This is a genomic window from Agrobacterium bohemicum (assembly GCF_001562555.1).
GTDB classification, from domain to species: domain Bacteria; phylum Pseudomonadota; class Alphaproteobacteria; order Rhizobiales; family Rhizobiaceae; genus Agrobacterium; species Agrobacterium bohemicum.
Genome location: NZ_KQ961037.1, coordinates 82,902 through 104,827 on the forward strand (window position 1 = coordinate 82,902; position 21,926 = coordinate 104,827).

Below are 21,926 nucleotides of genomic sequence, written 5' to 3' on the forward strand. Positions count from 1 at the left end.
GCTCCGAATTTTACGCGATGGCCGTTATTCTCAGGAAAGATTCTTTCGGTAAATAAACAGAACGATGATGAGGGTGAAACATCCGATGACGGTCAAGCACACGGCCCGCATCTTGGCTGACCGGTCGCGGTGAATCAACGCGACCGCAAGAGTGAAAAGCGACCAAATAGCGGTTACAATAATCAACAGCCAGGAATATAGAAACGGTCCAAGATCGTAACCGCCACCGCCGATCGAGGCTCCGGAATTCGTATCGATCTGAACTGCTACGAGTGAAAATACAGGTACGGCCAGGACAAAGAGCCACACCCAAAACGACTTGTTTCCCATTGGAAATCACTCAATCCACAAACGCGGTTTTCTTTCAGACAGTTATGTCCAAACCGATGCGCTGCGGCAACGTATTTATACTTTCCTGTTGAAATCCGCCTTGGATCAACCCCCATCTCCATTTGGAACTGATCGGACTTTCTATCTTGTCTACGGTCCAGCGCTGATGGTATTTGCTGCTAAGGTCAGCGGAGTAATTACACCGCAGACGAGCCGCAATCGTCAAATTGACCGAGGACAAAATGGCCCGCAAGATCCGAGATGAGTTCGCTTCATCAGATTCCGAACCAGAGCCGACGATTTGTCCGATATGCGAGCGGACAGTCCCGGATGATCAGAAGGAAAAACACCACCTCATCCCGAAGAGCAAGGGTGGCAAGACGACCGTCGTGCTGCACCATGTTTGTCACCGCCAGATACACGCCATCTTCACCGATGGGCAACTGGCAAAGACGTTCTTCACCATCGACGCTCTACTCGAGGATCCTGCCATGCAGAAATTCGTCGCATGGATAAAGACCAAGCCTGCGGGTTTCTCCGATGCAGCAAAGGATTCAAAGCAAGGACCCTTTTCAAGCAGAGGACGAAAATAGCAGTCGTCACCCAGCATACTGGACGACAAAACTACTGCTCGGGCAAATTGCGGTGGACGGCCAACCAGCCGTCCTGAAAGCCATCACGAGTTCACGTATTTTACAATTACGCCGCGCTGCCGAAAATAAGCCTGCATGAGCTTTCTGCCAGAACGGTTATTCTGGACCAGCTTCGCGGGGTCGAATACGGCCTCTTTCAATCCGGCCCGCGCCAATGCTGCCTTAAGCGTTGCGATAAGACCATCGATGTCAGCATTATCGGTATTGAGTGATTCATAAATTCGATCTGTCACATCTGCTACATCAGGTCCGTTCACTCTACTCTCCTATCATTGTTCGGCTGGCGCCTACCAAATATGTCTGGTCCACCCTGCTGTCGCGCGTTGTAGATAACTTCTGCGAAAAGAGGAATACCGCCTTTGAGTTTGAAGGTGACTGAGAGGTGATCTTCGTCCTATTTTACAAGCCGTGACGCCGTTTTCACTCCACTGTCCAAACCATCATAGGGTTTAAGATTCCAATTGGCCGAGTTGACGATCATCGTATTCACAACCAACGAAATCTTGTTGGCTTGATTGGTCGTGGAGTTGTATGTGACGTCGCGGTTCGGAAGGTAGATGATGCCCTCCAATATTTCGCCGTTTGAACCGTTGAAAATGTACTGACGCGTATCGGAACCGACAGCGACGTTGCTGGTTTTCTCAAACATCAACACGCCTTTGTAGGCACCACTTGTGGGTGCCGACGCTTTGAAGGAAAGGCCGCCATTGGCGCGTATCTCGCTGTCGACATCTGGGAAATAAAACGTCACACCATTAGCAGTAACCGTCGAGTTACTGTTGATGATCATACGTCCCTTGATAATATGAAGCCCAGGTTCGAATGTAATAGTTGGACTGCCATTGAATGTCAGATCGCAATGCATGCCAGGCTTGATAGACTGAATCTGGCCGTCCTTGGTGCCACTGTCTGTACAGGCTGTCGGTAGTTTCGGCTCTGCAAGTTTACCTGCGTAGGGGTCGGTCGACGCATTGCAACCAACCTGCAAGTTTGTCAAAGTGCCGCCATTCTTGATGTACTGCGTGCCTTTAACGCAAAACCGCGTGGTATCAATGGTTGATCCACTGTTCATGATGAAAGCTGGGTTGCTGACTGACTGTACGTCGATGCCGCAATTTTCCGCTTTTATCCGGGCACCCGAGTTGATCAGCACTGCCTGATTTTTGTTTCCAAGAACATAGATGCAGGCACCGGAAGCTTTGGACTTTGGCGCAATAGCCGTCGACGACACGGAAATCGGCATCGTGTTCATGCCGATGAGGGGAAGAAATGACGGTTTGAAATTGGCATGAAAATTACCAGTGACACTTCCGTCTGAATTTGATGCCACAGAGACGGAATCCTGCAAATTGATCGCCTGATCGTCTTCAGAAACAAGATCGCTCAGAAAATTCTCAATTTCGGTTCGTTGCGCTTGAGGTGTCGTTTTTGTTGCTGCGGACAAAACGCCTGCGTCAAGCTTCTCTTGCAAGTGCTGCTTTTCGGTCAACGCACCCATGACATCCACAGCACCACCGGCGATCACAAGGAGGATTGGTGTCATCAACGCCGCGAGCATTGCAAAATTTCCACCTCTATCTCTGATCATGCCTCTGTATCTCAGAGCAATATAGTGTGGCGCTATACAGAGTTTTTTCTTCATCGCATGGGACCTTCGAACACAAATTCCTTTGCATATCCCAATAATTATTGTGATTTAATTTTATAAAAAGATGTAGGATAACCGTTATATTAATAACTTATATTCGATTTTAAAAACCCTTGGATTCTGTATGAGTATAATCTCGGTCCGTCGGGAACCGCTGATCGTATCTTGTCCGCAAAAGCGTTGGCCCATACGTTGCATGAACGCCATCGTTTTACTGTCGATCAACTTCCATGCCAGAAGTGCAGCAGCCACCGCGGTTTTATCGACAGCGGTGGCCAATACCTGCGATTAATCCTTCGGATTCAGGCTGTTCTGTGGCGTTCTAGCCAATGAGCATATGGTGCGGGAAGTGTCCAGGACGGCTTGTCGATGCCGAGTTCAAGCGCCGCATGATATGGCCAATGGCTGTTAGCAAGCAGCGGGCGACCGAGCGAGACCATGTCTACGAAATCGTCCGCGATCAGTGCATCGGCTTGCTTTGGCTCGCTGATGAACCAACTTGTCGTGGCAGGAAGTCCAGCCTCGCGCCGTACCCGCTGAGCGATGGGTGCCATGAAAGCGGGGCCCCAGGGAATATTGGCGGTCGACGTGGAGAAACCAATGCTGACATCGACAATGTCGAGGCCCCCAGCCTTGAAGCGACGAACCATCTCGATTCCCTCTTCCAGATCATCCGATCCATCGAATTCGGTTACGCCGAAGCGTGCGGCAAGCGGCAGGTGTTCGGGCCAGACATCTCGAACAGCAGCCAGCGTTTCGAGCAGAAATCTGGCTCGCCCGTCAAAGTCACCGCCGTAGTTGTCTGTGCGCTTGTTTGACCAGGTCGAAAAGAAACTCTGTCCAAGATAACCATGGGCAAAATGAAGCTCAAGCCATTCAAAGCCGGCTTCCAGCGCCCGCTTCGTAGCAGCGACGAAGTCTGCCTTGATCCGCTCTATATCGGCAAGGGTCATCGCCTGCGGCACCTTGCCAAGGTTTCCTCCGAACGCAATGGCTGATGGTGCCAATGTTTCCCAGCCACGCGGATCAGAAGCAGAGATATGGTCGTCGCCTTCCCATGGGCGGTTGGCGCTCGCTTTGCGGCCGGCATGTCCGATCTGAATCCCCGGAACAGCACCTGCAGCCTTCATTAAATTCACCGCCTTTTTCCAAGGCTCGATCTGTTCATCACTCCAAATGCCAGCGCATCCGGGCGTGATACGGCCTTCCGGTGATACTGCAGTCGCCTCGGCAACCACCAAGCCTGCTCCGCCCCGCGCGAGTCCGGCCAGATGAACGTGATGCCAATCATTGATAATGCCGTCCTCGGCCGAATATTGGCACATGGGTGACACGACTATGCGGTTTCGCAACGTTACGTCTTTGAGTTTGAAGGGGGTAAATAAGGATGACATGGAAGCTCCAACTGATAATTAGGAATATTCATATAAATATTTGATTGTTCGATTACAATCGAACTATCAAATAATATCGTCTGATGCTAGGTTGATTCATGCGCGCCATTCCACATCCCGCCCTTAAAGACGTGACACTCACTCAGGTGCTCTATGCGCTCAGCGACCCTGTACGGCTAGGCGTCGTGCGTCAGCTGTCAAGCGAGGGACAGGCCACATGTTCCGCGCTGGATGGCGGACGACCCAAATCCAGCATGTCTCACCACTTTAAAGTTTTGAGAGAGGGCGGTCTGGTATTCACCCGCACGGATGGACCAGCGCATCTGAATGAACTGCGTCGTGAAGAGATGGACGAGCGGTTTCCTGGTCTATTGGACGCGGTACTGGCCGCATCAGAAGAACCGGACTGACGGCAAAGCATAATGTCTCGTTTGTGATGAAATCTCCGGCAAACAGGTCTCCGCGTCATGGTGACTGCCTAGCATTACAGTTGCCTTTTTGGTTTCAAATGAGTGCGTCGCGCGGCAGCTTGATGCGCTCGTCTCCAACATGACCATGCGATGACGTAGGCGGGTTTTACACGCCGTTGGGCAAGCTTATTGGCACGATATCTGAACCACAGCCATAATTGCGAAGGCGAGCATGACGAGAAAGGCGTGGCGATTCCAGCAATGCCACGAGCGGGTTTTGTTGTGATCGATGACATTCATACCCAGCGCCAAACCAATGAGGGCTACCTACCCGCCGAGGTCCCGGGACCGAAAATCCAAGATTTGCGCCTCTGATGTCCCTGCCGACGCCGACCTGCCAGCCACCATCCTCACACTGTCGGCTTCTTCGACAAGATTGCGGGACTGAGCCAGAATAAGCGAGATCGAGAGTTCCGCTGTCCGCGCTCAGATATATTCTTCGTATTGCTGCCCGGACTTACTGGCTGATGATAGACACCCGAACTACTGATTAGCAGATCGTGCAAGGTCGCGGGGGATGGCGATCAAAAGCCCGAGTGACGGCTCTGTCACAGGGACACCAAGACCAAGGAAGCTCAGCGTTGCCTCAAGAGTGATCGCACGTGCGACCTGCATCGTCAGCAGTACGACCAGCGGCGATAGACCGTTCGGCAGCAATTGGCGGAACAGGATGTTGCGATGCGGCAAACGTAGCGACCGCGCCGCTTCTACATATTCCCGGCGAAGTCGGTCAAGGTAGCGCCACGGGCCGTGCGAGCATAGGTCGCCCGTTCCACCAGAACGATTGCAACGACGACATTGCCAACGCTTTTGCCGAAAAGTGCAAGGATCATCGGCGCAGAAAGGATCGTTGGAAAGGACAGCTGGAGATCGACAAGCCGCATCATTGCGTTTTCAATCCGTCCACCGACATATGCGGCTGTCAGGCCGAACGCGGTGCCTATGATAAAAGCGAGCGCGGCAGAACCCAGCCCACGATCAGGCTTATGCGGAGGCCATAGAGGATGGCCGACAGCATGTCTCGCCCCTGATCATCTGAACGAACAGGAAAGCAAAGCGACCTGCGGAGTTACCACCTACCGGGCAGCATAGTACCTTCCTCGGGAAGTGTTCTGCTGGGTCTACAGTGGACCAACCCTCGACGGCGCATTATCATTCAAATATTCATTCATTGATCTTGGCACGCGTTTAGTGTTCGACGAGATCGCGCCTTTGTTCGCTGAGCTTTTGTGCGGTTTTTAGTACTTCCTTCAGATGCAGAGCCATCGCGGCTCCCGCAAGTTCGGCATCCCCCGATTCTATCGCATCGACAATCGATCGGTGTTGTACCAATAATGCCCGCAGATGCCCAAGATCGGGAAGGCTCAAATATCGCACACGATCCATCTGCAACTTTACAGTCTGGATCACGCGCCAGCTCTTCGACAAGCCAGCCTCTTCGCAAAAACTCCTGTGAAACGCTTCATCCAGTTCAAGAAAAAGATCCAAGGCTTCAGCGCTGACGGCTTTCTCTTGATCAGAGAGATTGCTTTTGACTTCGGCGAGGAAACGAGAAGAACATCCCGCGGATAGGCGCTTGGCCACCGCGACTTCCAGAGATTCCCTGATGAATTGGGCTTCCTCGACATCGCGGAGACGAATAGGTGCAACGAAACTTCCACGTTGCGGAAAAATATCGATGAGCCCTTCGTCTGCTAGACGAATTAGCGCCTCACGAACCGGCGTGCGGCTTACACCCAATTGCAAAGATAGCTCCTTCTCGCTCAGCGCCTCAGACGGGAGCATCGACAGGGAAGTGATGGCACGCCTCAATTGCTCATAGATTTGCGCCGCGATTGGTTGGCGAGGGTTTATGGCCTGCAGCACCGATCGCGCCTGTATTTCTGGACTTGAGGCCTTGGCCGCTCCTCGATTCGGTCGACGTCCCAAAATTGAATCTCCGCTTATTAAATAGGCTTTGCATACTCTGAATCGCATATAATTCGCCGACAATCTATAACTGTGTTGACATACTGCCATGGTAGTATTTAATTGTTTTCGGGAGCACGGGATGGAGAGGAACGCTTGCCGATAAATTTCGGGCAGCGTTCAGCTGAGGCCGATAGCGCCTTGATCTGACTCAGGGAGGAATATGAATCATGAAATTCGGAATCGTTAAAACCGTTGCGTTGTCGCTCATGACCGGCGCAATGCTTTCGGGTGCGTCCGCTGCTCAAGATGGCGTGGCTACCACAGACACAAGCGGAAAAAAGATTGCATTCAGCAATTCTTATGCCGGCAATTCATTTCGCCAGGTCATGATCAAGAGTTTCGAAGCAATGGGCGCCAAGGCTGTGGGCGAGAAGAAAATCGCTGGCACCACAGTGGTCAGTTCCAATAATTCCGTCACGGAGCAGGCATCACAAATCCAGAACCTTATCCTGCAAGGCTACGACGCCATCATTGTTTTGGCCGGTTCTGATACTGCCCTGAACGGTGCAATCAAAGACGCCTGTGATGCGGGGATTGTGGTGGTTGCTTTTGCCAGCGGCGTGACCGAACCGTGCGCCTATGTCGTGGATTACAATTTGGATTCCTATGCCAAGGCGGAAATGGACTACATTTCCAGCAAACTTGGTAACAAACCTGCGAATATTCTCGAAATCCGCGGGATGGCAGGAGACGGCTTCGACAAGCGGTTGAATGAAGGCGTCAAGAAAGCTTTCCAGGCCCACCCCAACTATAAGAAGGTTGGTGAAGTCTATGGCCAGTGGACGGCAACAGTGGCACAGAAAGAAGTGTCCGGCATCCTGCCGTCCCTGCCGCAGATAGATGGTGTCCTGACCCAGGGCGGTGATGGCTACGGCGCAGCACAGGCTTTCAAAGCTGCTGGTCGCCAGTTGCCGATTATCATCATGGGCAACAGACAGGACGAGCTTGCGCTCTGGAAACAAGAGCACGATGCAAATGGCTATGAAACGTTCTCGCTCGGTGCAACCCCTTCCGTCTCCCAGGTTGCCTTCTGGGTCGCGCAGCAACTGCTGGCCGGCAAGAAAATGCCAAAATTTATCGAAGTGCCGTTGCTACAGATCCAGCAAACTGATCTCGATGCCTGGCTAAAAACGGTGCCGGATGGCGGCGTTGTCAATGCCGACTATCCGCAAGAACTGGTCGCTAAAATCATCGATGCAAACGTGAAAAAGGAGCCTCTTCCACTGGTTCCGGCTCCCAAGTAAGGCAACAAAACGATGGCTTTCCTCCCAGCTGCCGCAGACACCGCCGCGGGCCTTCTTATTGAGGCCCGCGGGGTCCGCAAGAGCTTCGGTGCAGTCCACGCGTTGGTCGGCGTAGACTTCACCCTTTCCAAAGGTGAAGTCCTGGGGCTGGTCGGCCATAATGGTGCTGGCAAGTCGACCTTGATGAACGTGCTGTCAGGTGCCTTCCAAAGGACGGAGGGAACGTTCGTTTACGATGGGCACGCCGTCGACCGTTGGGGAACTTCCGAAGCCAAGACTAACGGTTTGCGTTGCGTTTTTCAGGAGCTCTCGCTTTGCGCAAATCTATCGGCAACGGAAAACACGAGGATCGTCCACCGCAGTCTGTGCGGCTTTGCGTGGCGGCGTAAAGCGCGCGCGCTTGTCACACAAGCATTGGACGATATTTTTCCAGGGCATGGAATCGACGTGGACGCAAAGATCGGTGATCTTTCGATTGGTGAGAGACAGATGGTCGAGATCGCCCGCGCCTTTACCGAAACCCAAGGCCATGTCCGCTGTGTCATTCTCGACGAGCCGACTTCGGCTTTGGGCCACAAGCCAGCGGAACAGCTGCTGACCTACATTCGAATGGCATCTGCGCGCGGTGTCGCCTGCATCCTGATCACACACCGGCTCAACGAAATTCTCGACGTCTGCAACCGCGTAGTGGTGATGATGGATGGCGCGATTGTCGCAGACCGCCCGGCGTCCGGTCTGACGCGCTCTAAACTGGTCGGCATGATGGGAAATATCGAAGTGCCCGGCGAGAGAGCGATGGTGGCCAGAAGTGAAATTCAAGATAGAATTGTGGTCGATCATACGGGTATCGACGAAGCAGATTTCCCGATCAGGGCTGCCGTAGGCGAGATCATAGGATTTGCAGGCCTGGACGGTCACGGTCAACGCGAGCGGCTGCGCGCCATCTATATGGCCATGAGAAAGATTCCGGTAGCCTTTGTGGCGGGTGATCGCGGTGTCGAGGGCATCATGCCGCTCTGGTCGATTGCCGATAATCTAACCATCCGCAGTCTCAATGCGCTCCAGAAAGGTGGCATCATTTCCAGTCCGGCAGCACGCGCGCTTGCCGAAACATGGTCGAAACGGTTGAAGGTTAAGGCTCCGACGATCGACACTCCCATCTTGGCACTCAGCGGCGGAAATCAACAAAAGGTGCTTTTCGCCCGCGCGCTTGCATCTGATGGTCAGGTCATCCTGCTGGACGATCCGATGCGCGGTGTGGACGTCGGGACGAAGCAGGAGGTCTACAAGTTGATCCGTGAAGAGGCCGCACGCGGTCGCACCTTTATTTGGTACACAACAGAATTCGAAGAGTTGAAGAACTGCGACCGCCTATACGTTTTCCGTGAGGGCAAAGCCGTTGCAGAGTTGCGAAGCGATGAGATCGACCATAACCGCGTTCTTGAAGCATCGTTCGGAGGCGCCAATGGTTGAGATCATCCCATCTGGGCAGAACCGCGGCTTGGGAGAACGTCTGGCACCGGCGTTGCAGATCGGCTTGCCAGCAATTGCCCTCGTTATCATGCTCGCCGTCATTTTCTGGATCCGGCCAACGGCGATGAGCTATTTTGGCTTCACACTATTGTTTAAACTGGCGGTCCCGTTGATGTTCGCATCGCTGGCACAAATGCTTGTCATCATGCTTGGCGATATCGACCTGTCTATCGGCGCTTTCGTGGGCTTTATAACCTGCGTAACCGCGCTCTATCTGGACAAGGCACCCACGCTGGCGATTGCGATCTACTTAGGAAGCGTTGTTGTCTATGCCGTTGTCGGGTTGCTGATCCATGTCAGACAATTGCCATCAATCATCGTGACCCTTGGCATGTCGTTCATATGGCTGGGCAGCGCGGTTATGATACTTCCGGCCCCTGGCGGCACCGCGCCTCCCTGGTTGCTGGGTTTCATGGCATGGCGCCCGCCATTTATTCCCCTGCCCGTTCTGCTTGCCATTCTGGCCGCTGCCGTGGGTCATTTCATCATCAGCCGTTCTTCATATGGTGTGGTGCTACGAGGTGCAGGTGGCAATCCGCGGGCCATTCAGCGCGCCGGCTGGTCGATCACCGTCATCCGATCGGCGATCTACTCGGCAGCGGGTGCTCTCGGCATCATCGCAGGCATTACGCTCACGGGGCTGACGACCTCGGGCGATCCAAACATCGCCCCGGCTTACACGCTTCTGGGCGTCGGCGCCGTCATTCTCGGTGGAGGGGTATTTACCGGCGGCATCGTATCCCCGGTCGGCACTGTTATCGGCGCTCTGACGCTTGCTCTCGCAGGATCACTTCTCAGCTTCCTGCAGGTTCCGTCGACGTGGCAGATCGGCGCTCAGGGAGGAATACTTTTCCTTGTTTTGGCCGGACGCGTCCTGCTCACGGAGAAAAAGTCATGAGCCGAAATGCCCTGAAACCCTGGACTTACGGATTCATCGTAGCACTTGTTATGTGGATCGTAACCATCTCTTACTCCGGTCTCGGAAGTGCTGTGCCGACCTTGTCGTCAGCTCTTGCCTTTGCCGCGTTCAGCGTGGTGGTCGGAACCGGCCAGATGCTGGTGATTTCGTCCGGACCCGGCAATATCGACCTTTCCATGCCATCAGTTCTAACGTTGGCAGCCTACCTATCGATGTCGGTGATGAGCGGTAGCAACGAAATGATCCTTCCGGGCTTGGCCGTCGCCATGGTAGTCGGCGCTCTGGCAGGTATTGCTAATTTTCTGGCGATCAGCCTTCTACGTCTGCCGCCAATTATTGCAACACTTGCCTGGAGTTTTGTGTTCCAGTCGCTGGCCTTCAATCTTGGCGGCGAAGCGACACTGAAGCCCCCGGCAGCACTTTCGGCATTCACCCTGTGGTCGATCGGTGGCATGCGCGTCATGCCGATCGCCGTTATCGCCCTCACTATAGCGGTCGCCTTCATCCTCGCCCGTAGTGTCTGGGGCCGGCAGTTGCTCGCAATTGGCCAAAGTGAGCGTGCCGCTCGACTGGCTGGGGTGCCTGTAACGCGGGTCCGGTTGCTTGCCTATCTCTTTTGCGGAGTCTCGGCGGCTCTAACAGGTTTCCTTCTTTCTGGATTTTCCGGCGGCGCGGCACTCAACATGGGCGATACCTATCTTCTTGAGGCCATCGCAGTTGTTGTACTAGGCGGCACAAGTGTCGCTGGCGGGCAAGCCAATGCGGTGGGTATCTGGGGCGCGGCGCTGTTCTTCAACCTGATGGCCACAATGCTGAATACCTTCCAGATGCAAGTAGGTGTTCGCTTTGTCCTGACCGGCGCTCTGATCATCTTGATCGTTGCAATCGTACCCCGGCCGAAGGTCACCTGACATGGATATAGCGACATTAACACGGGCATTCGGCTCAGAAATGACCCTTGTCGACCTCACCCATAGGCTCACTCCAAGCGTCCCTGTATGGCCATCGCATCCCTTCTTCTGTCACGAAATTGTGGAGAGCTATGATCATGGCGACCTGGCCTGCAATCATTCCCTCAGTATGAGCGAGCACACCGGCACGCATTTCGACGCCCCTCTGCACTTCGTCAAGGGTGCGGCTGCAATTGATAGCGTTGCTTTGCAGACCTTCTTCGGCCGAATGACGAAGATAGATGCCCGCGATTGTGGACCGCGGGAAGCCGTAGGCGTCGAGCGAATAAAAACTTTTGAAGCCGAGCATGGCGAAATCCGCGCCGGTGATGCGGTCTTCTTCCATTTCGGCTGGGATCGTTTCTGGGAGGATCCGGGAGATCACCCAAGCTTTCTCAGCGACTGGCCGGGCCTGTCGCGCGAGGCTTCGCAATATCTTCTCGACCGCCGTGTTCGCATCGTCGGTTCGGATTGCCTCTCGCTCGATTGCTTTGGAAGCACCGATTTCCCGGCGCACAATATGATGCTGGAAGCAGGTGTTCTGATTGGCGAGAATTTCGCTAGGCTCGGGGACGTCCCCGTCTTCTCATTCCTAATCACCTTGCCGCTGCCAATCGCCGGCGGTTCGGGATCTCCCATCCGAGCTGTCGCAGCTTTTGCCAAAGGTGCCCATTCAAACACTCTCTCCAGCATCGCCATTTAACCCTGGCCTATAAAGGAACTTAGAATGCGACATATCTGGCGCTGGTTTGGCCCGATTGACAAGGTGAGTGTGCGCGATGCTGCACAGGCGGGCGCCCAGGGGATTGTCAGCGCGCTGCATCATGTACCAACGGGCACAGCGTGGAGTTTGGACGAAATCCTCAAGCGTCAGGATGAGGTTCGTGCAGGTGGCCTAGAGTGGGAACTCGTAGAAAGCATTCCAATTTCCGAAGCCATCAAAACGATGACCGGTGACTGGAAGTCCCATATCGAAGCTTGGAAGGTAACTCTTCGCCGGCTCGCACGGGCGAAAATTTCGACTGTGTGTTATAATTTCATGCCGGTCCTGGACTGGACGCGTACGGACCTGCGTTGGGAAACCCGCAACGGTGCGCGCGCAATGCGTTTCGACCTCGTCGATTTCGTAGCCTTCGATATCAATGTGTTGCTGCGTACGGGTGCGACTGAGGACTACCCGGACCAATTGGTCGAGGACGCGCGGAGGCGTTTCGCGATGATGTCGCCGGGCAAGATCGCCGCCCTCTCTACGAATATCGGCGCTGGCCTGCCCGGCTCGTCCGATGGCTATAGCGTAGAGCAACTACGCGATGCACTCTCCCACTATGACAGTATTGGTGCCGACAAACTCCGAGACAATCTGATTGCTTTCCTATCGGAGGTCGTTCCGGTTGCAGAGGAGCTTGACATGCGCCTCTGCGCCCACGGCGATGATCCTCCATGGCCGTTACTCGGCTTGCCGCGCATTCTCTCGACCGAAGCAGATTATGTGAAGATACTCGACGCCGTCGACCGAAACGCCAATGGTGTTACCTTCTGCACAGGCTCTTTAGGGGCTCGTCCAGACAACGACCTTCCGGCCATGGTGCAGCGTCTAGCGCCACGCATTCACTTTGCTCATCTGCGCAACGTCAGCCGCGAAGCACAAGGCTTTCCCTGCTCGTTCTTCGAAGACCACCATCTTGATGGCGACACCGACATGGTGGCAGTCGTCGCGGCCCTCATCGACGAAGAGCGTCGACGGAAATCGACCGGTCGGAACGACCATGAGATTTTCATGCGCCCGGATCACGGCCAGGAGATTCTCGATGATCTCACCCGTGGGGCACAACCAGGCTATCCTGCAATCGGGCGGCTCAAAGGTCTTGCCGAGCTGCGCGGCATCGAGCATACCCTTTCGCACCCTGCATCGAGCGCGACTGGGCTACGACCAGTTGCTGCGGAAAGAGAGTTGTTCCGATAGCGGTCGCGGTACATTTCTTCGATCGGGCGATACTAAAGATTAGTATTGATGATGTCGACCCAGGTGAACCGCACCGGGTTTGCCGGAGGCTATTTCGTTTAAGTTATGCGGCCACGGTCGGTGCGTCCAGCATGGCGTAATATCGTTCTTCGGCCCCATCGACGAAGCCATGCCATGTTGCCACATAGGTGAAATCTGAAAACCACAACATGTTTGGCGCTGGTGCAAAGCAGGGTCGGTTCACCCGGTCGAGTGGACATGGGGCGGTCTTATCGCCGATCGTCATACTGATCGGTTTGCCGCGAATGATGCCCTGCCGCCCCATTGCCCTCATAAGCCGAGCGACAGTACAGCGGGCGATGTCGAAGCCCTCCCGCTGTAATTGCCACCAGACCTTGCGCACGCCATAGACGCGGAAGTTCTGCTCGAAGACACGACGTATCTCGATCTTCAGGCTGATATCGCTGCGGGCGCGGATCGACCCCGAACACGCCACGGTGCTCGTCAATGAACGAGATCATCGTTTGAAGGGGCGGTCGAGCTCCTCGCACCCGACAGGCGAATGCCTGCATTCGCCGAAAGGGGCCATCGCGAAACAGGCAGAGGCTTTACGCAGAATCTCTTGGCCTAGCGAAGCTCGCGGTTCTCCCGCTCAAGAGCCTTCATCTTCTCTGCGACATAGCTCGGCAGACCTGCTCGCTTGCCGCCGACCTCAGTCTTCTTCACCCATTCGTGCTGGGTGGCTCGCGAGCAGCCAATCTTGGCAGCGATAGATGAAATGGCAGCCCAGCGTGATGGATGCTCGGCTTCGTGGTCCAGCACCATACGGATGGCACGGTTGCGGACTTCAGGTCTCTCAGAAGTTGGAGCCTCCGGCAAACCCGGTGCGGTTCAATGTCGTTGATCCCGATCCGACAGATCGTTCGGTAGACAGGTCATAGCCGGAAGTTCGCGATGTCTTGCGTGGTCAGCGCTTCGATAAAAGTATTGTCCCTCCAGCTTTGAATTAGGTGGGCAAAGGTGAAGCAACGGTGACGCCCGTGCAGATGCTCAAAAGTCAGGAAAGTGAGCCAGCCTATTACAGGAGTTCCTAATTCATCGTATGTAAACACATAAATTACTTGTATCATCTTATGACTTAGCTTAAGTCATCATCTAACTTGGGGCGGATTTCGTTCTGTGCCTCAATCGGCGAAATGTGGGAGGTGCGAATGCATAAAACGTCTTTGAAGTCTCTGCTCGTTGGCTGCGCAGTTTTGTGTGGCGCTCATGGCGCACAGGCCCAATCCATCAGCGTTTGGTCTAGGCAAACGGATGAATCGATCAGCGTGTTGAAGGCGCTGACGGATGCGTTTACGGCAGATAGCGGGATCAAGGTCGAGACCTTCAATACGGGCATCGACTTCGAGCAACGTCTTGCCCGCGCCGCTGCCGGTCGCACTCTCCCCGACATCGTCTTGAATGATACGACTGCCATGGGTCAGATGAACCAGATGGGCATTCTGAAGCCCATCGATCCATCGAAGATCGCCGGCAGTCAGGATGTCTCTACATCGGCGTGGGATGGGGCGAAGGCCAGCGATGGTCAGTTTTATTCGGTGCCGATCTCGGCTCAGTCCTTCGCGATGTTTATTCGCAAGGACTGGCGAGAAAAGCTGAATATGCCGCAGCCAAAGACCTGGGACGATGTGCGCAAGCTGGCCGAAGCCTTCACAAAGCAGGACCCGGATGGCAACGGTAAGGCAGATACGTTCGGCATGGCAATTCCCGGCTCAACCACGCGTGGTTATGCGAGTTGGTTCATGAGCAGCTTCATCTGGCAGGCGGGCGGTGATTACGTCAAGCAGTTGCCGGACGGGTTCGTGCCAACGCTCGATACGCCGCAAGTTGCCGAAGCGCTGACCTATGTGCGTGGTATGATCTGCGACAAGCTGGCTCAGCCGGGCGCCATCAACGCCACGACGGGCGATACGCTGCCGACATTCCGTTCCGGCCAGACTGGCATCTTCGTTTCCGGCCCCTATCACATCCCACAGATCGATGCGGAGCCGGGTAAGGATAAGACGGAAGTCGTCATGTTGCCTGCTGGTCCCGGTGGTATTGCTTCCCTTTCGGAAGGTACCAGCGCTTATCTGCTGAAAAGCGTCAAGGATGAAGACGCCGCCAACAAGTTCCTGGCGTTCCTCGTCTCGCCGAAGGGTCAGGAAATCGCGATGGCGCAGGGCTCAGGACGGACCCCGATCGTACGTCTGCCCGTAAATACGAAAGTCGACGTAAACGCCGTTCGTCAAGATCCGCGCTGGATGGTGTTCAAGGAGACCTTCGACAAATACGGCCACTATATGCCTGCTGTTCCGAACTGGACGGCTATCCGCACTGTCACCGGTGAAGGTTTCAACCGTATTCTAGCACAGTGCGATGCGGATGTTCCGACCGAACTGAAGGCCCTGAACGAACAGGTCAAGATCGAGTTAAGTGGGCAGAACGCACTCTCCGCTTCCCAACAGTAAACAGCTTTCATGCGTCGCGGTAGACAAACTGCGGCGCATGCAACGAGCACTGTCTCTGAGGTCAACATGTCCGTTACGCCCCAAACTTCCGCTGTCGGTAGCGTCAAGACCAAGTCTGGCACGGCGCGGCGTCCCGCCAAACGGCGTCTAAGCACCGTGATGACGCCCTGGCTGTTTCTTGCACCAGCGTTGATCATCTTCACATGGTTCAAGTTCTATCCAATGGTCTCGGGTTTCTCCATGTCGTTTTACGATGTGCAGTTCTATTCCGAGAGCAAATGGGTCGGGCTGGATAACTTCTATCGTGCCTTCAGCGACCTTGCTCTGCGCAGCGCGGTCATCCACACGACCATCTACGTTATCGTCGGAACACTTTCGGCTTGTGTTCTCGCCTTCTTCATGGCGTTGACCCTCGAAGGCCCGGCGCGCCATCTCGGTATCATCCGAACAGCAGTCTTTCTTCCGGCGATCACCAGCGTAGCCATCATTGCCGAAATCTGGCGCATTCTGTTCAACTCTGCCGATTACGGCCTCGTCAATTCAATTCTCGGCTTTATCGGAATAGAACCGCAGGGCTTCCTATCCGATCCGAACCAGGCTCTCTGGGTGTTGATCCTGATGAGCGCCTGGAAGAGCGCTCCCTATGACATGGTCATTTTTGTCGCCGGTCTGGTTGGCGTGAACCGGGAGCTTTATGACGCTGCAAGCGTCGATGGTGCCAGTGCCTGGCGCAAGCTTTGGCATGTGACACTGCCGGGCATCATCCCATCGATTTCAGTTGTCCTGATGCTGTCTTTCATTCGAGGCTTCCGAGTTTTCGCCGAGGTCTATGCGACCACTGGTGGCGGTCCGGCTGGTTCGACGTCAACCATCATGACACATATCTACAAAGTCGGGTTCGAAGAACTGAATTATGGCTACGCCTCCGCCGTCTCGTTCATGCTGCTGCTGTTTACCGTCGCGCTGACGTTGCTGCACATGAAGGTCAAATCCAAGCTCACCGCGTAAGAGGCGTCCGATGAAAACTTCTCATCTGCTCAACCTGGCCCGGTATGGCCTCTATGCCATCCTGATCGTTATCTTTGTCGGCCCTTTCTGGGGTGCGTTGGTTACCGCCTTCAGTGGCGTCAGCCTGAAACCCGGTCAATTGACACTGATCCCGCAAAACCCGACGCTGGAGAACTTCCGGATCGCGCTTTTCGACATGAAGGTCTGGCGCTATCTGATGAACTCGGTAATCGTGGTGATTGTCGGCACGGGTCTGCAAGTCACGGTCAGTGCGCTGGCTGCCTATGCTCTGGCTCGCAAGAAATTTCGCGGCGCTGCCATCGTCAGCCTGCTTATCTTGTGCACGTTGATGCTGCCGGAAGAAGTGATTGCCATCCCACTATATCTGGTGATGCAGAAAGAAATACCGATCATCAATGTGTCGATCTATAATACCTATCTGGCAATGATCCTGCCGGTCGTCGGTTGGGCGTTTTCAATCTTCATGCTGACCGAGTTCATGCGTGCGATACCAATGGAATTGGAAGAAGCGGCGCGCATCGATGGTGCCAGCGAGTGGCAAATCTTCTACCGGGTCATTCTTCCGCTGGTGCGTCCGGCACTTGGAACCGTGCTGATCTTCGGCTTCATCATGATCTGGGACCAGTACCTGTTGCCACTCATCGTGGTGAACGACAAGGAACTGATGACGCTGCCTGTGGCACTGGGTTCGCTTAGAGTGGATGACACGATAACGCCGAACATTCTGGTTGCGGCGACACTCATCGCCATGGCCCCAAGCGTCATCGTTTATCTTCTGCTTCAGCGACAATTCAATCGCGGCATTATGGCCGGCGCGGTCAAAGGCTAATCGCGCCACTTGCGCAGAAACAATCTTAAGAGGAATGAAATGGGTGCAGTTTCCCTACGGGGCGTTTCCAAGTCGTTTGGTGTCGTTGACGTCATAAAGGATGTGTCGATCGACATCGCCGAGGGCGAGTTTTGTGTGTTGATCGGGCCGAGTGGTTCTGGAAAGTCGACGTTGTTGCGGATCATCGCCGGGTTGGAGACGGCCAGTGATGGCGAAATCCACATCGGCGGACGCGATGTCACCGACCTTGAGCCAAAGCAGCGCGACATCGCCATGGTGTTCCAGAGTTACGCGCTCTATCCGCAGATGACCGTGCGCGAAAACATGAGCTTCGCCTTGCGCCTTGCGCGACGCCCCAAAGACGAGATCAATCAGAAGATCGATCAGGTGGCGCAGGTGCTCGGGCTCGAAAAGCTTCTGGACCGTTTGCCGAAGGAGCTTTCGGGCGGTCAGCGCCAGCGTGTGGCCATGGGCCGTGCAATCGTGCGCAACCCTGCTGTCTTTCTCTTCGACGAGCCGCTTTCGAACCTGGACGCCAAGCTGCGCAGCCAGGTCCGCGGTGAAATCCGCGATCTGCATCACCGCCTGAACACGACGTCGGTCTACGTCACGCATGATCAGGTCGAGGCCATGACGATGGGACAGAAGGTCGTCGTCTTGCGCGATGGCCGCGTCGAACAGGCCGGTACACCTTTGGAACTGTACGATTTGCCCGACAGCATCTTCGTGGCAAGCTTCATCGGCTCACCGGCCATCAATATGATGAACGCGACGATCGATGCCGACGGAAAAAGTCTCGCGCTGCGCGACAGCCAGAGTCGGTTGCCGGTGCCGGGTAATTACAGTGCCTTTGCCGGGCGCGAGGTGGTGGTCGGCATCCGACCCGAATATCTGGAGGTGGTGTCACACGATACCGTCGATGCCTTGCCCGCCACCGTTCGCGCTGTTGAGACGACCGGTTCGGATACGACCGTGATATGCGACAGCCCGGTTGGTCAGATCCTTGTTTCATCCAAAAGCCGCAGTCCCCTTCACATGGGGGAAGACATCGCATTGCGCGTTGCAGACGGCAAGGCACTGTTGTTTGACAAGCAAACCGAACGTCGCCTGACGCCGTCGGCCTGAGACCTAAGCGCAGATTGAAAAAGCATGACAGGACATCACCCGACGCACTTTACCGCTGAACGAATAGCCCGGACAGGCTGCACCGTTGGGGAAACGCCGGTATGGGAGCCGGAACATGCGCGTGTGACATGGGTCGACTCTCCCGGCGCCGCATTGTACCGGGTCACGTACCCCGATGGCGTTGTCGAACGGTTTGACTTGCCGCTGCGCGTTGGGGCTCTGGCTGTCCATGCAGATGGCGGCTTCATAGCTTCCACAGAGCGCGGCTTTGCCAGGCTTTCTATAGTTGATGGTGTCGTAGAACTTGAGTTTGGTGCGGGGCCAGATCTCACACCCGGTTGGCGGATGAATGACGGCGCGTGCGACCGGCAGGGACGGTTCTGGTCCGGCTCCATGGCTCCGGATACGTCTGCCCCCGGAGCCTTCGGTACGCTGTTCAGCATAGAGACCAGCGGGAAAGTTCTGGAACGGGGCGGGCGTTTCAGAACACAAAACGGCCTTGCATGGAGCCCGGATGGTGCATCCATGTATGTGTCAGATTCGAACCCTCTCGATCCCTATGTGTTGGTCCATGATTACGATCCCGCCACAGGTGACTTTACCAATGGTCGGTTGTTTGCGGACAAAGTCACCCTCGGCGGTCGCCCGGACGGTGCGGCGATGGATGCGGATGGTTGCTACTGGATCGCAGCCAGCGATAGTGGCCGCGTTTTGCGTATGACGCCGAATGGTAAAATAGATGCTGAAATTCGCATTGACGTCCCAAACCCGACGAATATCTGTTTCATCGGCAACGATCTGAAAACCGCCTTCATCACCACGCTTCGAGCGGGCGGCACAGGTCCGGGTGGCGACGTCTACGTCGTTGACCTGCCTTATCAGGGGCTGGCAGAGCCGTGCTATAATCCGGGCCGATAACGGGCCCATCGAATGTCAATTAGAGGAACGCACATGTATCTCGGAACGCAAATTCCCGCACGCCATGACGACGATTACCGGGTTATGAAGCAGCTTGGTGTAAACAACATTTCGGCAACGCCGCCGGGTGACTGGCGAACTTGGGATCGCCCAACATTGGAGGCCTTCCGCGAGAAGATCGAGAGCTTCGGCCTTATACTCGACATGACACAGTTACCATTGCCATCGACCCGCGTCGATCGTGATGTGCCATGCAAGGATATCATGCTGGCCGGCCCTGATCGCGACAAGCAGATCGATGGCATTTGCCGCCTGATCGAGAATTGCGCGGCTGCAGGCATTCCGTCAGTGCGTTATAACTTCAACTATATCGGCATTCCACGCACGCCGATGGAACCGGGCCGTGGCGGTTATATGGCAGAGGCCTTTCGCCTGGATCTGGCAAACCCTGACGAACCTACCCCTGATGGCATCGGCGCCATCGATGAGGACACGATTTGGGAGCGCGTGGATTATTTTCTTGCGCGTGTGGTTCCCGTCGCCGAGTCCGTCAATATCCGTCTTGCCTGCCATCCGCATGACCCCGCGACACCACCCGGCTTTATGGGCGTGACACGCGTGTTGGGAACCGTGGAAGGAATGAAGCGCTTTGTTCAGATGCATGAGAGCCCGGTTCATGGCCTGAATTTCTGCATCGGCACTCTTGGCGAAATGGTCGAGGATGTCACCGAGGTGCCTGCCATCACGCGTTGGTTCGGCGAACGCGGCAAGATCATGAACATCCATTTCCGCAACATCGTCGGCAAACGCTATTCTTTCCGTGAGAGCTTCCTTGAAGACGGCGACATCGACATGCCTGCGGTTCTCGATGCACTGCGCGACACCGGTTACCAGTACATGGTCATGCCCGACCACGCGCCAACGCTTTCAGGTGATAACCAGCAGCAGGTCGCTTTCGCATTTTGCTACGGCTATATCGCAGCACTCCTTCAAACCCGTTGCTGAATCAAATGGCCCGTAGATTGCGGGCCATCCTTCTTGAATGTCGCATAAACCAGCAGGTTACCCATGTCAGAGTCTGAAGTCGTTCGTATTTCATCCCAAGCCGATGAAATTACTTATAAGTTGCAAGCCCTGTTCGATAGCCATGCGGGTGCACTGCATGTTATTCTGGAACCCGGCATTCACCGGTGCGGAGGGGTGCGTCTGCGCTCCGATCTGACGATCGAGATCGCAGATGGCGCGGAGCTCCATTTCATCCCTGATTACGACGCCTACGCACAGACCACCGTGGCCATAGTCGCCGAGGAAAGCGACAGGGCCATGATGACGGCGGTGGGTGCTAAAAACATGGCGCTTGTTGGCGGCGGGCGCATTTTCTGTGCAGGTTCAACGAAATACACGCAGGGTGATGACGGTGATATGGGAACCCTTACCGCGTCACGCTATCGCCCGCGCATTCTTGTTCTGGACGATTGCCGCGACATCCGCATCGAAGGTCTACGCATTCACGATTCACCGATGTGGACAATGCATTTTGCCGGTTGTGAGAATATCGAGGTCAAGGGCGTCGAAGTCGATAACGACCGCCGCATGCCCAACACCGATGGTATAGTGATCGACGGTTGCCGCAACGTGCAAATTTTCGACAGCACGTTCCGAACCGCCGACGATGGTATCGTCCTGAAAACGACACGCCGCGAAGATGGATCGCTGACCGGACCATGCGAAAACGTGACCGTTCGAAACTGCATCGTGGAAAGCCGTTCCTGCGCACTGAAACTGGGAACAGAAAGCTTTTCGCCATTCCGCAATATTTCGTTTGAAGATGTCCGCATCGAAAAATCAAATCGGGGACTTGGAATCTTCTCGCGGGATGGCGGGTTGGTTGAGGGCATTCGCTTCGTACGTATCTTGGTGGATTGCCACGAGACACCGGCGGGATTCTGGGGCTCGGGTGAAGCGATTACCATCAACGTTCTTGATCGCAGACCAGAAGAGTTTCCAGCAGGTACCGTCAGCAACATCTTGATAGAGGACGTTTCGGGATCGATGGAAGGTGCGATCAACATGGTGGCCGAACAGCAAGGCGGCATATCCAATGTTGTCCTGCGCCGGATTTCCTTGAAACAACATGCCGGCCCGCTGAAAACCGGTCTGTGTTACGACATTCGCCCAACCATCGAAGACCGCTTCGACCGCTTTCCCATCGGCGATAAAAGTGCTGGCCGCGTGAACGCATGGCGCTTTGGTCCTGACGGCAAAATCATTGGCTTGATAGACTATCCGAACGGAATTCCCGGAATTTTCGCCAAGGGCGTTTCCGATCTCGTCACAGAAGACATTCAGATCACGCGACCCAATCCACTGCCGGAAAACTGGAATTCGGAGATCGTCGTTGTAGAAGACTAACGCGCTGTATCCTGCCTCGCTTTGGAGC

General features: G+C 55.0%; 20 protein-coding genes and 2 pseudogenes. 15 read left to right on the forward strand and 7 right to left on the reverse strand.

The genetic code is table 11. The features are described from left to right. Positions 1 to 30 precede the first annotated feature (30 nt). The gene (locus tag ATO67_RS20800; protein WP_067653547.1) at positions 31 to 330 is read right to left on the reverse strand and encodes a hypothetical protein; all 300 of its coding nucleotides are present in this window, start codon (positions 328 to 330) and stop codon (positions 31 to 33) included. A gap of 242 nt (positions 331 to 572) precedes the next feature. Here ATO67_RS20800 and ATO67_RS20805 point away from each other — a divergent pair, with 242 nt between their 5' ends. After that, the gene (locus tag ATO67_RS20805) at positions 573 to 923 is read left to right on the forward strand and encodes an HNH endonuclease (RefSeq protein ID WP_067653549.1); all 351 of its coding nucleotides are present in this window, start codon (positions 573 to 575) and stop codon (positions 921 to 923) included. An 83-nt stretch (positions 924 to 1,006) separates the two neighbouring features. On the opposite strand, the gene ATO67_RS20810 is transcribed toward ATO67_RS20805, so the two are convergent. From ATO67_RS20810 to ATO67_RS20825, 3 genes are all read right to left on the reverse strand, one after another. Beyond that, entirely contained in the window at positions 1,007 to 1,240 is a 234-nt protein-coding gene (locus tag ATO67_RS20810) for a hypothetical protein (protein WP_067653551.1), read from the reverse strand. A gap of 137 nt (positions 1,241 to 1,377) precedes the next feature. Beyond that, positions 1,378 to 2,571: a TadE/TadG family type IV pilus assembly protein gene (locus ATO67_RS20815; protein WP_106404999.1), complete on the reverse strand. Its 1,194-nt coding sequence runs from the start codon at positions 2,569 to 2,571 to the stop codon at positions 1,378 to 1,380. A 362-nt stretch (positions 2,572 to 2,933) separates the two neighbouring features. Beyond that, complete coding sequence (locus tag ATO67_RS20825; protein ID WP_067653557.1) at positions 2,934 to 4,025, reverse strand: NADH:flavin oxidoreductase/NADH oxidase; 1,092 nt, start codon at positions 4,023 to 4,025, stop codon at positions 2,934 to 2,936. A gap of 98 nt (positions 4,026 to 4,123) precedes the next feature. On the opposite strand from ATO67_RS20825, the gene ATO67_RS20830 reads away from it, so the two are divergent. After that, positions 4,124 to 4,435 carry an ArsR/SmtB family transcription factor gene (locus ATO67_RS20830; protein ID WP_067653559.1) on the forward strand — a complete coding sequence of 104 codons (312 nt, stop codon included), beginning with the start codon at positions 4,124 to 4,126 and terminating at the stop codon, positions 4,433 to 4,435. Positions 4,436 to 5,014: 579 nt separating this feature from the next. Here ATO67_RS20830 and ATO67_RS23810 read toward each other — a convergent pair. Beyond that, positions 5,015 to 5,531 (reverse strand): annotated as a pseudogene (locus tag ATO67_RS23810) (ABC transporter permease); the annotation flags it as partial. 152 nt (positions 5,532 to 5,683) lie between these two features. Next, on the reverse strand, positions 5,684 to 6,424 hold the full coding sequence (locus tag ATO67_RS20845) for a GntR family transcriptional regulator (protein ID WP_067653644.1): 741 nt from the start codon (positions 6,422 to 6,424) through the stop codon (positions 5,684 to 5,686). A gap of 209 nt (positions 6,425 to 6,633) precedes the next feature. On the opposite strand from ATO67_RS20845, the gene ATO67_RS20850 reads away from it, so the two are divergent. Genes ATO67_RS20850 through uxuA form a run of 6 tightly spaced genes read left to right on the forward strand, consistent with a single transcriptional unit; the run spans position 6,634 to position 13,075 of the window. Further along, entirely contained in the window at positions 6,634 to 7,710 is a 1,077-nt protein-coding gene (locus tag ATO67_RS20850; RefSeq protein WP_067653565.1) for an ABC transporter substrate-binding protein, read from the forward strand. A 12-nt stretch (positions 7,711 to 7,722) separates the two neighbouring features. Beyond that, positions 7,723 to 9,183, forward strand: coding sequence for a sugar ABC transporter ATP-binding protein (locus ATO67_RS20855; protein ID WP_082760370.1), 1,461 nt, complete (start codon positions 7,723 to 7,725; stop codon positions 9,181 to 9,183). After that, complete coding sequence (locus ATO67_RS20860; protein WP_067653567.1) at positions 9,176 to 10,141, forward strand: ABC transporter permease; 966 nt, start codon at positions 9,176 to 9,178, stop codon at positions 10,139 to 10,141. The genes ATO67_RS20855 and ATO67_RS20860 overlap by 8 nt, the downstream gene beginning before the upstream one ends. Continuing rightward, entirely contained in the window at positions 10,138 to 11,073 is a 936-nt protein-coding gene (locus ATO67_RS20865; RefSeq protein ID WP_067653569.1) for an ABC transporter permease, read from the forward strand. The genes ATO67_RS20860 and ATO67_RS20865 overlap by 4 nt, the downstream gene beginning before the upstream one ends. Positions 11,074 to 11,113: 40 nt before the next feature. Beyond that, positions 11,114 to 11,815 (forward strand): cyclase family protein, encoded by a 702-nt coding sequence (locus ATO67_RS20870; RefSeq protein WP_245304056.1) that lies wholly within the window; start codon positions 11,114 to 11,116, stop codon positions 11,813 to 11,815. Positions 11,816 to 11,839: 24 nt separating this feature from the next. Further along, the gene (uxuA, locus tag ATO67_RS20875; protein WP_067653572.1) at positions 11,840 to 13,075 is read left to right on the forward strand and encodes a mannonate dehydratase; all 1,236 of its coding nucleotides are present in this window, start codon (positions 11,840 to 11,842) and stop codon (positions 13,073 to 13,075) included. A 160-nt stretch (positions 13,076 to 13,235) separates the two neighbouring features. Here the strand turns inward: uxuA and ATO67_RS22645 are convergent. After that, positions 13,236 to 13,900: pseudogene (locus ATO67_RS22645) on the reverse strand (IS3 family transposase); the annotation flags it as partial. Positions 13,901 to 14,286: 386 nt separating this feature from the next. Here ATO67_RS22645 and ATO67_RS20890 point away from each other — a divergent pair. The 7 genes from ATO67_RS20890 (at position 14,287) to pglB (ending at position 21,898) form a co-directional block, all read left to right on the forward strand. Continuing rightward, complete coding sequence (locus tag ATO67_RS20890) at positions 14,287 to 15,585, forward strand: ABC transporter substrate-binding protein (RefSeq protein ID WP_067653574.1); 1,299 nt, start codon at positions 14,287 to 14,289, stop codon at positions 15,583 to 15,585. 66 nt (positions 15,586 to 15,651) lie between these two features. Continuing rightward, positions 15,652 to 16,593 carry a carbohydrate ABC transporter permease gene (locus ATO67_RS20895; protein WP_082760372.1) on the forward strand — a complete coding sequence of 314 codons (942 nt, stop codon included), beginning with the start codon at positions 15,652 to 15,654 and terminating at the stop codon, positions 16,591 to 16,593. 10 nt (positions 16,594 to 16,603) lie between these two features. Continuing rightward, positions 16,604 to 17,443 (forward strand): carbohydrate ABC transporter permease, encoded by an 840-nt coding sequence (locus ATO67_RS20900; RefSeq protein ID WP_067653576.1) that lies wholly within the window; start codon positions 16,604 to 16,606, stop codon positions 17,441 to 17,443. A 39-nt stretch (positions 17,444 to 17,482) separates the two neighbouring features. Then, positions 17,483 to 18,568, forward strand: coding sequence for an ABC transporter ATP-binding protein (locus tag ATO67_RS20905; protein WP_067653578.1), 1,086 nt, complete (start codon positions 17,483 to 17,485; stop codon positions 18,566 to 18,568). 24 nt (positions 18,569 to 18,592) lie between these two features. Continuing rightward, entirely contained in the window at positions 18,593 to 19,486 is an 894-nt protein-coding gene (locus tag ATO67_RS20910; RefSeq protein ID WP_082760373.1) for an SMP-30/gluconolactonase/LRE family protein, read from the forward strand. A gap of 33 nt (positions 19,487 to 19,519) precedes the next feature. Next, the gene (locus tag ATO67_RS20915; RefSeq protein ID WP_067653582.1) at positions 19,520 to 20,491 is read left to right on the forward strand and encodes a mannonate dehydratase; all 972 of its coding nucleotides are present in this window, start codon (positions 19,520 to 19,522) and stop codon (positions 20,489 to 20,491) included. A gap of 63 nt (positions 20,492 to 20,554) precedes the next feature. Continuing rightward, the gene (gene pglB / locus ATO67_RS20920; protein ID WP_067653585.1) at positions 20,555 to 21,898 is read left to right on the forward strand and encodes a polygalacturonase PglB; all 1,344 of its coding nucleotides are present in this window, start codon (positions 20,555 to 20,557) and stop codon (positions 21,896 to 21,898) included. Positions 21,899 to 21,926: the final 28 nt, after the last annotated feature.

What these genes read in the sequence shown, in the direction of transcription:
- ATO67_RS20800 (WP_067653547.1), bottom strand. Translation starts at nt 330, where the DNA reads ATGGGAAACAAGTCGTTTTGGGTGTGGCTCTTTGTCCTGGCCGTACCT.
- ATO67_RS20805 (WP_067653549.1), top strand. Translation starts at nt 573, where the DNA reads ATGGCCCGCAAGATCCGAGATGAGTTCGCTTCATCAGATTCCGAACCA.
- ATO67_RS20815 (WP_106404999.1), bottom strand. Translation starts at nt 2,571, where the DNA reads ATGATCAGAGATAGAGGTGGAAATTTTGCAATGCTCGCGGCGTTGATG.
- ATO67_RS20825 (WP_067653557.1), bottom strand. Translation starts at nt 4,025, where the DNA reads ATGTCATCCTTATTTACCCCCTTCAAACTCAAAGACGTAACGTTGCGA.
- ATO67_RS20830 (WP_067653559.1), top strand. Translation starts at nt 4,124, where the DNA reads ATGCGCGCCATTCCACATCCCGCCCTTAAAGACGTGACACTCACTCAG.
- ATO67_RS20850 (WP_067653565.1), top strand. Translation starts at nt 6,634, where the DNA reads ATGAAATTCGGAATCGTTAAAACCGTTGCGTTGTCGCTCATGACCGGC.
- ATO67_RS20855 (WP_082760370.1), top strand. Translation starts at nt 7,723, where the DNA reads ATGGCTTTCCTCCCAGCTGCCGCAGACACCGCCGCGGGCCTTCTTATT.
- ATO67_RS20860 (WP_067653567.1), top strand. Translation starts at nt 9,176, where the DNA reads ATGGTTGAGATCATCCCATCTGGGCAGAACCGCGGCTTGGGAGAACGT.
- ATO67_RS20865 (WP_067653569.1), top strand. Translation starts at nt 10,138, where the DNA reads ATGAGCCGAAATGCCCTGAAACCCTGGACTTACGGATTCATCGTAGCA.
- ATO67_RS20870 (WP_245304056.1), top strand. Translation starts at nt 11,114, where the DNA reads ATGACCCTTGTCGACCTCACCCATAGGCTCACTCCAAGCGTCCCTGTA.
- uxuA (WP_067653572.1), top strand. Translation starts at nt 11,840, where the DNA reads ATGCGACATATCTGGCGCTGGTTTGGCCCGATTGACAAGGTGAGTGTG.
- ATO67_RS20890 (WP_067653574.1), top strand. Translation starts at nt 14,287, where the DNA reads ATGCATAAAACGTCTTTGAAGTCTCTGCTCGTTGGCTGCGCAGTTTTG.
- ATO67_RS20895 (WP_082760372.1), top strand. Translation starts at nt 15,652, where the DNA reads ATGTCCGTTACGCCCCAAACTTCCGCTGTCGGTAGCGTCAAGACCAAG.
- ATO67_RS20900 (WP_067653576.1), top strand. Translation starts at nt 16,604, where the DNA reads ATGAAAACTTCTCATCTGCTCAACCTGGCCCGGTATGGCCTCTATGCC.
- ATO67_RS20905 (WP_067653578.1), top strand. Translation starts at nt 17,483, where the DNA reads ATGGGTGCAGTTTCCCTACGGGGCGTTTCCAAGTCGTTTGGTGTCGTT.
- ATO67_RS20910 (WP_082760373.1), top strand. Translation starts at nt 18,593, where the DNA reads ATGACAGGACATCACCCGACGCACTTTACCGCTGAACGAATAGCCCGG.
- ATO67_RS20915 (WP_067653582.1), top strand. Translation starts at nt 19,520, where the DNA reads ATGTATCTCGGAACGCAAATTCCCGCACGCCATGACGACGATTACCGG.
- pglB (WP_067653585.1), top strand. Translation starts at nt 20,555, where the DNA reads ATGTCAGAGTCTGAAGTCGTTCGTATTTCATCCCAAGCCGATGAAATT.